This window comes from Bacillus cereus group sp. BcHK124, from assembly GCF_027712065.1.
In the GTDB taxonomy this organism is placed as follows: Bacteria; Bacillota; Bacilli; order Bacillales; family Bacillaceae_G; genus Bacillus_A; species Bacillus_A pacificus.
This window is the reverse complement of record NZ_JAQFPJ010000016.1, coordinates 83287-96447: the sequence shown is the minus strand read 5'-3', so window position 1 is coordinate 96447 and position 13161 is coordinate 83287. Positions and strand designations below refer to the sequence as shown.

Here is a 13161-nt window from a genome sequence, read left to right as displayed (position 1 = left end):
CAAGAGGAAGCGAAAAAACTAGAAGAGAGTAAGAAACAAGAGGAAGCGAAAAAACTAGAAGAGAGTAAGAAACAAGAGGAAGCGAAAAAACTAGAAGAGAGTAAGAAACAAGAAGAAGCGAAAAAACTAGAAGAGAAGAAGAAACAAGAAGAAGCGAGAAAGCTAGAAGAGAAGAAGAAACAAGAGGAAGCAAAAAAGCAAGAAGAGAGTAAGAAACAAGAATAGCAATTAAAATGCAGTAACATATAGAGCGAATAGTGGTTATAAAGCCGAGTAGGTGAGAGAATATTGCGACTCACCTATTCGGCGTGCCCTCTTTATTTTAACAATCTACGTCAAAAAAAAGATATGAGAAAATTAATTGGCAATATGATGGTGAAGATTAATAATTAGTATAGATAGGGAATATTAATTAAAGTTTTTCTTTATTTCTCAATATTATTCCGAAATTTCGGAATAATATTGAGAAATAAAAATAACTGAAAATATTAATAAATATGTGTTGTATTTCTACAGTTATGTTCGTTATAATGAACATAAGGTTTTTAAAAAAGAACAAATATTAGCTAAGCTAATATAGTTTTAGTTACATCTCTTATTTTAAATAAGAGATAGCAATAAAAATATAAAAAACAGCTAGGGGGAATTGATTGTGAGTCTGAAAAAGAAATTAGGTATGGGAGTTGCATCAGCAGCATTGGGGTTATCTTTAATTGGTGGAGGAACGTTTGCATACTTTAGCGATAAAGAGGTTTCAAATAATACATTTGCAGCTGGGACGTTAGATCTTACATTAAACCCTAAAACGCTTGTGGATATTAAAGATTTAAAACCAGGGGATTCTGTTAAGAAAGAGTTCTTATTAAAGAACGACGGTACGTTACCGATTAAAGACGTTAAATTAGCGACAAAGTATAATGTGAAAGATGCAAAAGGTGATAATGCTGGTGAAGACTTCGGTAAGCATATTAAAGTGAAATTCCTTTGGAACTGGGATAAAGCAAGTGAGCCTGTATATGAAACAACTTTAGCGGAATTACAAAATTTAGATCCTGACGTTATAGCTAAAGACGTTTTTGCTCCAGAGTGGGCAGAGAATGGTGGTCTAGCACCAAAATCAGAAGACTATCTATGGGTACAGTTTGAATTCGTAGATGATGGTCAAGATCAAAATAAATTCCAAGGCGATTCATTGAACTTAGAATGGACATTCAATGCGAGCCAAACAGATGGCGAAGAAAAATAATATATAAAAAAAGCGGGAGATGCCCGCTTTTTTTTAATAAAGAAAAAAGGAGCGCTAGTTTTATAGGCTCCTTCATATATTTATTATTTTTGATCTTGCTTCCATTTTGTAAATTCAAGAAATTCACGAAACTGTTCTTTGGAGACGCCGGAGTTCATTGCATCTTTGACGAGCTGTGTCCATTCGGAGTCTAGGTTAGCTTCCTTTGTTGTTTCATCATGAAGTAAAGTATCAACTGGAATTTGTAGAACTGCTGCGATCTTTTCAAGAAACTGAATGGAAGGGTTCTTTTGTAAATTTCGTTCTATAGAACTAATGTAAGATTTAGCAACACCAGCTTTTTCGGCAAGTTCAGTTAATGAAATACCTTTTTGTAAACGCAGGCGTTTTATACGTTCTCCAATCATATTTGCGCACCTTTCTATCAATATGTCGTCGTCTTATGATGTCATTATTATAACATAAACTTCGTTAAAAAGAACAAACCTATTGAGCCTGAGTGGATGGCTTCATACGTTGGAAAAAATGTTCGATATCTTGCAGGGCGATACCAGCGTCTAGAGCTTCAAGTATTAAATCAATCCATTCTTGGTCCAGTGCGTCAGTCTTATCTTTGTACAAATGTAATTCCTCCCTAATTATCGGTCATAACTGCTGCTACAGAATACGTGATAATACAATCAGATTTTGTATTTTTATGTAGTGAATTATCAAATATTTTGTAGATAAAACAAAGATAAAATCCCCATTAAATTCCCTCTATGGCGATTATAAAGTTTCTGACAAATATTTTCAATATTTTCAGAAAACATTGTTGAATTGTGATATATTCGTATGCTAACTATGGAATTTTTACAAATATATTAAAAACATTACATAATATGACTAAATATTGAAAAAATATTGAATTTTTAATAAAATTCAATTTGTAATACATATTATTTATTAGGGGAGGAAATAAGGGATGAACAAGAAACCGTTCAAAGTTTTATCATCAATCGCTTTGACAGCTGTATTAGGTCTTTCATTCGGAGCAGGTGGCCAGTCTGCATATGCTGAAACACCTGTAAATAAGACAGCTACGAGCCCAGTTGATGATCATTTAATTCCGGAAGAACGTTTAGCGGATGCGCTAAAAAAACGTGGGGTAATTGATTCGAAGGCTTCAGAGACAGAAACAAAGAAAGCTGTCGAAAAATATGTAGAGAACAAAAAGGGTGAAAATCCTGGAAAAGAAGCAGCGAATGGGGACCAACTTACGAAAGATGCATCTGACTTTTTAAAGAAAGTGAAAGATGCGAAAGCAGAAACGAAAGAAAAATTAAATCAACCAGCAACAGGCACACCTGCAGCGACAGGCCCAGTTAAAGGCGGTCTAAATGGTAAAGTACCAACTTCTCCAGCGAAACAAAAAGACTATAACGGTGAAGTTCGTAAAGACAAAGTACTCGTTTTACTTGTAGAGTACGCTGACTTTAAACATAATAATATCGACAAAGAGCCTGGATATATGTATTCTAACGATTTTAATAAAGAACATTATGAAAAAATGTTATTCGGCAACGAGCCATTCACATTAGATGATGGAAGTAAAATTGAAACGTTTAAACAATATTACGAAGAGCAATCTGGTGGTAGTTACACAGTGGATGGAACAGTTACAAAATGGTTAACAGTTCCTGGTAAAGCTGCTGATTACGGTGCAGATGCTCCGGGCGGAGGCCATGATAATAAAGGACCAAAAGGGCCACGTGATTTAGTAAAAGATGCATTAAAAGCAGCTGTAGATAGTGGTATTGATTTATCAGAGTTCGACCAATTTGATCAATACGATGTAAATGGTGATGGAAATAAAAATCAACCAGACGGTTTAATCGATCACTTAATGATTATTCATGCGGGTGTTGGACAAGAAGCAGGCGGTGGTAAATTAGGCGATGATGCAATTTGGTCGCACCGTTGGACAGTTGGACCAAAGCCATTCCCAATTGAAGGTACACAAGCGAAAGTACCATATTGGGGTGGAAAGATGGCAGCATTCGACTACACAATTGAACCAGAAGATGGAGCAGTTGGTGTATTCGCACATGAATATGGTCACGATTTAGGTCTTCCAGATGAGTACGATACACAATATAGTGGTCAAGGTGAGCCGATTGAAGCTTGGTCTATTATGAGTGGCGGAAGCTGGGCTGGTAAAATCGCTGGAACGACGCCAACGAGTTTCTCGCCACAAAATAAAGAGTTTTTCCAAAAAACAATCGGTGGTAACTGGGCAAATATCGTAGAAGTAGATTACGAGAAATTAAATAAAGGTATCGGTTTAGCGACATATTTGGATCAAAGTGTTACGAAATCAGCAAGACCAGGCATGATCCGTGTTAACTTACCGGATAAAGATGTTAAAACAATTGAGCCAGCATTTGGTAAACAATATTATTACAGCACAAAAGGTGACGATCTTCATACGAAGATGGAAACACCGTTGTTCGATTTAACGAATGCAACGAATGCAAAATTTGATTTCAAGTCATTATATGAGATTGAAGCAGGTTATGATTTCCTTGAAGTACACGCTGTAACAGAAGATGGTAAACAAACGTTAATTGAAAGACTTGGTGAGAAAGCAAATAGTGGAAATGCCGATTCGACAAATGGAAAATGGATTGACAAATCATATGATTTAAGTCAATTCAAAGGCAAGAAAGTAAAATTAACATTTGATTACATTACTGATGGTGGTTTAGCATTAAATGGATTTGCTCTTGATAATGCTTCATTAACAGTAGATGGTAAAGTAGTATTCTCTGATGATGCAGAAGGTACACCGCAATTAAAATTAGATGGCTTTGTTGTATCTAACGGAACTGAGAAGAAAAAACATAACTATTATGTAGAGTGGAGAAACTATGCTGGTGCAGATAACGCATTGAAATTTGCACGCGGTCCAGTATTTAACACTGGTATGGTCGTATGGTATGCGGACTCTGCTTACACAGATAACTGGGTTGGCGTACATCCAGGACATGGTTTCCTTGGCGTAGTTGACTCTCACCCAGAAGCAATTGTAGGAACTTTAAATGGTAAACCGACAGTTAAGAGTAGTACACGATTCCAAATCGCTGATGCAGCGTTCTCATTCGACAAAACACCAGCTTGGAAAGTTGTATCTCCAACGCGTGGAACATTTACGTATGATGGCTTAGCGGGTGTACCGAAATTTGACGATTCGAAAACGTATATTAACCAACAGATTCCAGATGCAGGACGTATTTTACCGAATCTTGGTCTGAAGTTTGAAGTAGTAGGACAAGCTGATGATAATTCTGCAGGTGCTGTTCGTTTATATCGTTAATACAGTAAAACTACCGAGAGATTTTTTTTCGGTAGTTTTTTTGTGAGCAATGAATTTTATATAAAAGAAGAAATTATATATAATGTAACTTTACGAATAGAAATTTATTATATATGAAGTCTATATAAATAATGAAAGAATTGGATAAAAATAGTGGAAGAAGGTGAACGAATGAGTGTTTCTTCTATTGTAAATAAACAAAAGGCATATTTTTATAATGGCTATACGAGAAGTATAGAAGTGAGAAAGAATAATTTGAAGAAGCTTTATGAAGGCGTTCAGCGTTTTGAAGAAGAAATATTTCAGGCGTTGAAATTAGATTTAAATAAGTCAGTTCATGAATCGTTTACAACGGAAGTTGGATATGTATTAAAAGAAATTTCCTTTCAATTGAAGCATATTTCATCGTGGAGTAAACCGAAGCGTGTTCGAACAGCGCTCACTCATTTTGGATCAAAGGGGAAAGTAGTGCCTGAACCATACGGTGTGACACTTATTATTGCACCGTGGAACTATCCGTTTCAATTAGCAATTGCACCGCTTGTAGGAGCGCTGGCAGCTGGAAATACAATCGTTTTAAAGCCGTCGGAGTTAACGCCAAACGTTTCCAAAGTGCTTACAAGGATGTTAGAGGAATTATTCCAAGAAGAGCTTGTAGCGGTAGTAGAAGGCGGGGTTGAAGAGAGTACAGCTTTGCTGAAGGAACCATTTGATTATATTTTCTTCACAGGTAGTGTGGGCGTTGGGAAAGTTGTCATGGAAGCAGCAGCAAAACAGTTGACGCCGCTTACGTTAGAACTTGGCGGAAAAAGTCCATGTATTGTACATAAAGATGCAAAAATAGATGTAACAGCAAGAAGAATTGTGTGGGGGAAGTTTTTAAATGCAGGGCAGACGTGTGTAGCGCCTGATTATATGTATGTGCATGCTTCAGTGAAAGAACAGTTAATTGAGGCACTGCGACATGAAATTGCGGAGCAGTATGGCAAAGAGCCACTGCATAATGATAATTACGTACGAATTGTGAGTGAACGTCATTTTGAACGTTTATGTACGTTTTTGAAAGATGGTAAAACTGTAATTGGCGGGAACTATAAAAAAGAAACTTTACATATAGAACCAACAGTGTTAACTAATGTTACATGGAAAAGTTCCGTTATGGAAGATGAAATTTTTGGTCCGATTTTACCAATTATAGAATATGAAAACATAGAAGATGTAATTGACACGATTCAACAACATCCGAAGCCATTAGCGTTATATGTATTTTCTGAAGATAAAGGAGTGCAAAAGAAAGTAACGAGTAATATTTCGTATGGTGGAGGTTGTATTAATGATGTCGTCTATCATCTTGCAACGCCATATTTACCTTTTGGGGGCGTCGGAAGTAGTGGATTAGGGAGTTATCATGGGGAAGAAAGTTTTCGGACTTTTTCACATTATAAAAGCATTTTAGCCCAATCTACGGCATTCGATATGAAAATTCGTTACTCTTCTACAAAAAGTGCTTTAAAATTCATACGAAAGTTGTTAAAATGATGATGGTGTTTATCAGTAGGCGTAGCCGTATGATAATAGCCCCTTCGCAATGGAAGGGGTTTTTCTGTTCGACATTATGTATCATGCGAAAATGAATCAAACATACTACATAAAGAATAGAAGTGAACGCTTGCTAAATAACCATTTTTGTTTGGATCGAAACAAAAAATAGTCTATAGAACATAAATATTTATTCATGAATATAAAAATTAAAATTTAAGGTAGATTGGACGGGAAAATGAAAAAGATTATTAAAGTTGAAGCAGTAGAAAAACATTTTGGAAATCAAGTGATTATCCCACCGCTTTCTTTAGATATTAAAGAAGGGGAATTTTTAACTATTTTAGGACCGAGTGGTTGCGGGAAAACGACGTTACTTCGTATGATCGCAGGATTTGAAACTCCAACTAAAGGGAATCTTTTATTAGATGATGAAAAGATTAACGATTTGCCACCATATAAGCGTCATATGAACTTAGTGTTCCAACATTATGCGCTATTCCCACATATGAATGTGGAGAAAAATATTTGTTTCGGCATGAAAATGCAGAAAGTACCGGCAGCAGAGCAGAAAGAGCGTGCTGAAGAGGCAATGCGTTTAACGCAGTTACTTGAGTTCCGTAATCGTAAACCTGCAAAGCTTTCTGGTGGACAGCAGCAGCGTGTAGCAATTGCGAGAGCGATTGTAAATAACCCGCGTGTATTATTACTAGACGAGCCACTTGGGGCGTTAGACTTTAAGTTAAGAAAAGACTTGCAACGTGAATTGAAAAACTTACAACGTAATTTAGGAATTACGTTCATATACGTAACGCACGATCAAGAAGAAGCGATGAGCATGAGTGATCGTATCGTTGTTATGAATAAAGGCCATATTGAACAAATCGGAACGCCGAAAGAAATTTATAATAAGCCGAAAACGTTGTTCGTTGCGACATTTATCGGTGAAAATAATATTGTGAAAAACGGGGAAGGCTATGTAGCAATTCGCCCTGAAAATGTAAAAGTGCGTTCGGTTGAAGAGCCAATTTTAAAAGAATACCACCTTGGACATATTGAAGACATTGAGTTTGTTGGAAATATGGAAAAGCTTTATGTACGTGATGAGAAAACATCAGAATTACTAATGGCATATCAAACTGCTGAAGAAGCAGCACAGTGGAGCATTGGAGATAATGTATACGTAGGCTGGGAGCAAGAGGACGAGGTGACCTTAAATTGAAAAAAGGGAAATTACTCGCACTACCTACAGTCGCATGGCTGTTAATCTTCTTCCTAATTCCCCTTCTGTTTGTATTGGCATTTGCCTTCATGCAGCGCGGAGCATATGGGACAGTGGAAATGCAATTTACATTAGAGAACATAGCACGTGTATTTGACCCATTATATATGGGGACGTTATGGGAAACAGTGAAAATTGCGGTTATTACGACAGTAATATGTTTACTGATCGGTTATCCATTTGCATATACAATTACAATTGTTGATCGCAAATATCGTTCGATTCTTTTATTATTGGCAACGATCCCGTTTTGGATTAACTTCCTTGTTCGTTCTTACGCATGGATTGTTATTTTACGTTCACAAGGTCTTGTAAACACATTGCTATTGAAGCTAGGTATTATTAGTGAACCTTTAAATTTACTATATAATACACCTTCTGTCATACTCGGAATGGTATATTCTTTATTACCATTTATGATTTTACCAGTGTATGCAGCGATTGAGCAGCTTGATAAGCGTAAGCTAGAAGCAGCTTATGATTTAGGGGCAACACCAGTAAAGGCATTTTGGAATGTTACAGTACCAATGACGATGTCAGGGATTGCTACCGGTTCTATTTTAGTGTTTGTTTCTTCTATCGGAATGTTTGTTGTATCAGACGTTATGGGTGGATCGAAAGTAGCATTAATCGGAAACGTAATTCAAAATCAATTCTTAGGAGCGCGTGATTGGCCGTTTGGATCTGCGTTATCTATGATTGTTGTTCTATTCTCTGTTCTGTTAATTTACTTATATTATCGTGCAACGAAAGTATATAAATATGATGGGAACGGAGGGGAATAGGCAAAGATGAAGAAGTTTTTAGTTTCTTATTCTTGGTTAATTTTATTGTTCTTGTATTTTCCAATGATGGTTTTAATGGTGTATTCCTTCAATGATTCTCGCATTAATGCGGAATGGGAAGGATTCACATTCCATTGGTATACAGATTTATTTCAAAAACAAGATGTTATTGATGCGTTTGTAAATAGTATGACGATTGCGGTCGTAACGACGATTGTAACGACTGTTCTTGGTGTGATTTTCGCAATTGCATTACATCGTTATAAATATCGTTATGAAGGTGCGATTAACGGTCTTGTATATTTACCAATTTTAATCCCTGATATTTTAATGGGATTATCTTTACTTATATTATTTAGTCAATTAGGTATGGAACTTGGTAAAACAACAATTATTATTGCACACATTACATTTAGTATTTCATTTGTTGTCGTTATTTTAGCAGCACGCCTTTCTGGTATGGGACGTGATTTAGAAGAGGCTGCGAATGATTTAGGAGCAACGCCGTGGCAAACGTTTCGTTATGTAACGTTCCCAGCAATTGCACCAGGAGTTATTTCAGCTGCATTATTAACATTCACATTATCAATTGATGATTTTGTAATTAGTTTCTTCGTATCAGGACCAGGATCAACAACATTGCCATTATACATTTACAGTATGGTTAAGCGCGGAGTATCACCAGAAATTAATGCACTTTCTACAATTTTAATTGTAGCTATCGTAGGATTAATGGTTCTATCTGAAATCTTCCGTAACAAAGGTGCAGATGGTGAAGAAAACTCTGGAGGACACCTTCCTTTATAATACGAACGATCTAGAAAGTACGAGGGGGTAATAAACCGATGAAATTAATGAAAAGATTAGCCGGCGCAGCAATTAGCTTTAGCCTTGTTGCTGGTGTACTTGCTGGTTGTGGTGAAAAAAAAGAAGAATTAAACATTTATAGCTGGGCTGACAATTTTGATGAGCAAGTGCTAAAAGATTTTGAAAAGAAATATAACGTGAAAATTAACTATGATAAGTATGCAAGTAATGAAGAAATGCTTGCGAAATTACAAGCAGGTGGCGCGAAGTATGATTTAATTCAGCCGTCTGATTACATGGTTAAAACAATGGCGAAAATGGATTTATTAGAGCCGTTAAATAAAAAGAATATCCCAAATATCGAAAACATGATTTCTAATTTTAAGACACCTGCATTTGATCCGGAAAATAAATATTCTTTAGTATATACTTGGGGCGTAACAGGTATTGCATACAATAAAAAGTATGTGAAGGAAGCACCTACAAGCTGGGCTGATCTATGGAATGAGAAATATAAAGGGCATGTAACTTTATTAAATGATTCTCGTGAAGTGTTAGGAATGGGTCTTAAGAAGCATGGGTTCTCAAACAGCACGAAAGACGATGCACAGTTAAAGACAGCAGCAACTGATTTACAGAAGCTACTTCCAAACTTATTAGCATTTGATACAGATAATATTAAACAAAAATTCATTACAGAAGATGCTTGGATCGGAACAGTTTGGTCTGGGGATGCAGCATTTATCGCAAAAGATAATAAAGATGTAGAGTACGTTGTACCAAAAGAAGGCGGCACAATTTGGGCTGATACGTTAGCAATTCCAAAAGGTGCAAAAAACAAAGAGCTTGCAGAGAAGTTTATGAACTACTTACTAGATGAGAAAGTAAGTGTGAAAAACTACGAGTCAATTGGATACAGTAATCCAAATGAAAAAGCTCATCCTCTTCATAGTAAAGAATATCGTGATAACCACATGATCTTTTTAACGAAAGAAGAATTAGATCGTACGGAATGGCTTGTTGATGTAGATGATAAGTTAAAAGATTATGATCGTTACTGGACAGAGCTAAAAACAAAAGGTAAATAAGTAAGGAAATGCGGTTTCTAAAGTAGAAATCGCATTTTTTCATAGTAGGAGGAAATCGTTTGAAAAAGTTGCATCAATATGAGGTAATGTGTATCGGTTTATTATTTGCTGTATTTGGCATTGTTGCTTGGCGCGTACATGCTGGTGGTGTTACAGTGATGGATACATATGTCAGAGGGTTAGTAAAAGGATTACAAACAGAAAGTTCGCTTACATTTTTCTCACACTATACAAAATTAGGGTCTGCCATTGGAATTGTAACTGTGCTCGTTATAAGTTTATTTGTTTTTTGGAGAAAACGTTATTATGCCGCGATGATCGTGTATCCAATGGGCATTTTAATCACACATCTTGTGAATAAAGGGATAAAAGAAATTGTGAAAAGAGATCGTCCTTCGTTAAACGAAGCATTGGATGCACTTGGATATAGTTTCCCTAGTGGGCATGCAATGTTATCTATTATGACATTCGGGTTTCTCGCTTATATCATTGCAGCAAATTTGAAGAGTGTAACAGGGAAATATGTTATAACAATTTTGATGGGAATAGTAATTGTGTCGATTGGATTAAGTAGAGTTATTTTAAATGTACATTATCCAACTGATATTTTAGCTGGTTATTGCGTAGGTGGTATTTTGTTAATTATGGTGATTTATTGCCATCGTTTACTTACTGAGAGACTTGGTCTTAATAAAGAGAGATAAAAACGTCTAGAAAAACTATTATTATAGTTTTTCTAGACGTTTTTTGTTTCCATTAAGATGTGATACAGTATAAGTGACAATTGAATGATGTAAAGTAGGTGAAAATGTATGAAAACAAATGTACATAAAGTAGATAAGTGGGGAAAGTTAGGAGCTTTTTTATATCAGTTTCGTTATACAGTAATTGTAGCTTTACTATTGGTTGCGATAGCACTCGGTATATTCGCACCAAAGCTACCAGGCGTATTAGGTGGTGATGGCTTCCAAACGGAAGGGGACTATCAAAAAACGAAAGAAATTTTAGATAAAGATTTTAAGAGGTCTCAAGATACACTTCTACTCGTTTTTGAAAAAAATAAGGGCGTTTCACATGAGGAATTTCAAAAGCAAGTAGAGGTTATTGTAAAAAATGTACAAGAGAAAGAGACATATGAATCTTTCCATCATCCAGTGCAAAATAAAGAAATGTTACAAGATGATATCGGCTATGCGACAATTTTATTTTCCGGGAAAACAAATAAAGAACGAATGGAAAAGACATTACAATTTGCTGATAAAATCGAAAAGAAAAGTAATGCAGCATTAAAAGTAACACCTACAGGGTTTCCGAAAATTAACAAAGAGATTAATGAAAGAACGCAAAATGATTTAAAAGTAGCAGAGATGATTGGGTTACCAATTGCATTTCTCGTATTACTATTTTCATTCGGTAGCCTTTTGGCATCTATTTTACCAATCGTAAATGGGGCACTTAGTGTTATTAGTACGATGGGCATACTATATTTTATAGGTAGCGATAAGGAACTATCTATCTTTGTGTTAAATGTTGCACCGATGATTGGACTTGCATTATCTATTGATTTTGCGCTATTATTTGTAAATCGCTTTCGAGAGGAAGTTGCAAAGCGAACGGTAAAAGAAGCAATAGCAATTACATATCAAACAGCAGGGCGGGCAATCGTATTTTCAGGATTATGTGTATTCGTTGGCCTATCCGGTTTGTTTTTCTTTAAAATCGATTATATTCAGTCTGTCGCAATTAGTGGAATGATTGTTGTGATTATGAGTATTTTATTCTCGCTCACACTTCTTCCAGCGTTATTATCGTTAATCGGTAAACGAATATTAAAAAAGAATCAAGTAGCACATACACCGGCAAAGGCGTGGCGTACATTTGCACAATTTGTAATGAAACATCCAATTGTGATGATTATTGTTGTTACAACATGTATTGTGATTTGCTTATTACCATTACGTACAGCTAATTTGCAGTTCCCTGATGTGGAGGCTTTACCTAAACAAAGTGATACAAGAATTGCATATGAGAAGTACGAAGAGGCATTTAATGAAACTGCAAAAACACATGCCGATGTTACGTTAGTCGTAGAGACGAAAAAAGATATGAAAGAAAAGGAAAGTTTACGAAAGGTAGAAGAAGTCGTTCAAAAGTTAAAAGATGATAAGAAAGTATATGAAGTAAGAAGTTTATACGACAGTTTAAATGGAATGAAATCAGATCAAGTTGCTGGGATGTTACAGTCGCCAGAAGCTGTTAAAATAGCTCCGGTATTTGAAGCGTATACGAAAGGAAATAAGACAACAATCGAAGTCTTTTTAGATACAAAACCACGTACAGAAATTGGGAAACAGTGGGTTCGTGATTTTAAACAAAATTATAAAGAAACGAACGTTACATATTATCTAGGTGGAATGACGACGTTCCAACAAGAGTTAGAAGATGAAATTAAAGATAAAGTTGCAATTGGTATGTCTGTTATATTTGGATCGACGTTTGTTATATTATTATTTGCATTTCGATCTATACTCATTCCAATTAAGGCGATTATTATGAATATACTTAGTTTAAGCGCAACAATTGGAATTGTTGTTTGGCTATTCGAAGGTGGTCATTTTGGTTTAGAAGCAAGTCCAGTTCTATTTGTTTTACCAATCTTCATTTTCGGCCTCGTCTTTGGGCTTAGCATGGATTATGAAGTATTTCTTATTTCGCGTATCCATGAACTGTATGAAGAAACAGGGGATAACGATCAAGCGACGTTAGAAGGACTTGTTTCAACAAGTAGAATTATTACATCAGCTGCATTAATTATGATTGTTGTAACTGGTGCTTTCGCCTTTACTGATATTTTACCAGTACAGCAAATGGGGCTTGGCGTTGCATTAGCGATATTTCTTGATGCAACAATTATTCGTCTTATGCTCGTACCAAGTTTAATGAAATTGTTTGGAGACTGGAACTGGTGGTTACCATTTCGAAAGAAAAGAGAAAAATCATCGTAAAAAATACTCATCTATAAGATGAGTATTTTTTTATGAATAGCAAGACCTACATTT

Annotated in this window: 12 protein-coding genes; 10 read left to right on the top strand and 2 right to left on the bottom strand. The window is 35.7% G+C overall.

The features are described 5' to 3' along the window. Positions 1–225, top strand: a 225-nt coding sequence (locus tag PDK19_RS20410; protein WP_270707918.1) for a hypothetical protein, incomplete at its 5' end; no start/stop codon positions are given. A gap of 427 nt (positions 226–652) precedes the next feature. Then, positions 653–1246, top strand: coding sequence for a biofilm matrix protein CalY (gene calY / locus PDK19_RS20405; protein WP_049111370.1), 594 nt, complete (start codon positions 653–655; stop codon positions 1244–1246). Positions 1247–1329: 83 nt separating this feature from the next. On the opposite strand, the gene PDK19_RS20400 is transcribed toward calY, so the two are convergent. Together PDK19_RS20400 and PDK19_RS20395 are read right to left on the bottom strand one after the other, a co-directional pair. Further along, positions 1330–1653, bottom strand: a complete 324-nt coding sequence (locus PDK19_RS20400) for a helix-turn-helix domain-containing protein (RefSeq protein WP_000578877.1) — start codon at positions 1651–1653, stop codon at positions 1330–1332. A gap of 79 nt (positions 1654–1732) precedes the next feature. Then, the gene (locus tag PDK19_RS20395) at positions 1733–1867 is read right to left on the bottom strand and encodes an anti-repressor SinI family protein (protein WP_000276218.1); all 135 of its coding nucleotides are present in this window, start codon (positions 1865–1867) and stop codon (positions 1733–1735) included. 343 nt (positions 1868–2210) lie between these two features. Here PDK19_RS20395 and inhA1 point away from each other — a divergent pair, with 343 nt between their 5' ends. The 8 genes from inhA1 (at position 2211) to PDK19_RS20355 (ending at position 13107) form a co-directional block, all read left to right on the top strand. Next, positions 2211–4601, top strand: coding sequence for a M6 family metalloprotease immune inhibitor InhA1 (inhA1, locus tag PDK19_RS20390; RefSeq protein ID WP_001035916.1), 2391 nt, complete (start codon positions 2211–2213; stop codon positions 4599–4601). Positions 4602–4754: 153 nt separating this feature from the next. Then, positions 4755–6140 carry an aldehyde dehydrogenase gene (locus PDK19_RS20385; RefSeq protein WP_074567594.1) on the top strand — a complete coding sequence of 462 codons (1386 nt, stop codon included), beginning with the start codon at positions 4755–4757 and terminating at the stop codon, positions 6138–6140. Between the two features lie 238 nt (positions 6141–6378). Continuing rightward, positions 6379–7362 carry a spermidine/putrescine ABC transporter ATP-binding protein PotA gene (potA, locus tag PDK19_RS20380; RefSeq protein WP_000720319.1) on the top strand — a complete coding sequence of 328 codons (984 nt, stop codon included), beginning with the start codon at positions 6379–6381 and terminating at the stop codon, positions 7360–7362. After that, a complete protein-coding gene (gene potB / locus PDK19_RS20375; protein WP_000715494.1) occupies positions 7359–8207 on the top strand; it encodes a spermidine/putrescine ABC transporter permease PotB in 849 nt (282 codons plus the stop codon). The genes potA and potB overlap by 4 nt, the downstream gene beginning before the upstream one ends. 6 nt (positions 8208–8213) lie before the next feature. Then, on the top strand, positions 8214–9014 hold the full coding sequence (gene potC, locus PDK19_RS20370) for a spermidine/putrescine ABC transporter permease PotC (protein ID WP_000714205.1): 801 nt from the start codon (positions 8214–8216) through the stop codon (positions 9012–9014). Between the two features lie 38 nt (positions 9015–9052). Beyond that, entirely contained in the window at positions 9053–10102 is a 1050-nt protein-coding gene (potD, locus tag PDK19_RS20365) for a spermidine/putrescine ABC transporter substrate-binding protein PotD (RefSeq protein WP_000772496.1), read from the top strand. An 86-nt stretch (positions 10103–10188) separates the two neighbouring features. Continuing rightward, a complete protein-coding gene (locus PDK19_RS20360; protein WP_014893200.1) occupies positions 10189–10806 on the top strand; it encodes a phosphatase PAP2 family protein in 618 nt (205 codons plus the stop codon). A gap of 108 nt (positions 10807–10914) precedes the next feature. Then, positions 10915–13107 (top strand): MMPL family transporter, encoded by a 2193-nt coding sequence (locus tag PDK19_RS20355; RefSeq protein WP_074615354.1) that lies wholly within the window; start codon positions 10915–10917, stop codon positions 13105–13107. Positions 13108–13161 lie beyond the last annotated feature (54 nt).

Coding starts and splice junctions, on each gene's coding strand:
- inhA1 (WP_001035916.1), top strand. CDS start 2,211: ATGAACAAGAAACCGTTCAAAGTTTTATCATCAATCGCTTTGACAGCT.
- potA (WP_000720319.1), top strand. CDS start 6,379: ATGAAAAAGATTATTAAAGTTGAAGCAGTAGAAAAACATTTTGGAAAT.
- PDK19_RS20355 (WP_074615354.1), top strand. CDS start 10,915: ATGAAAACAAATGTACATAAAGTAGATAAGTGGGGAAAGTTAGGAGCT.
- potD (WP_000772496.1), top strand. CDS start 9,053: ATGAAATTAATGAAAAGATTAGCCGGCGCAGCAATTAGCTTTAGCCTT.
- PDK19_RS20360 (WP_014893200.1), top strand. CDS start 10,189: ATGTGTATCGGTTTATTATTTGCTGTATTTGGCATTGTTGCTTGGCGC.
- PDK19_RS20400 (WP_000578877.1), bottom strand. CDS start 1,653: ATGATTGGAGAACGTATAAAACGCCTGCGTTTACAAAAAGGTATTTCA.
- potC (WP_000714205.1), top strand. CDS start 8,214: ATGAAGAAGTTTTTAGTTTCTTATTCTTGGTTAATTTTATTGTTCTTG.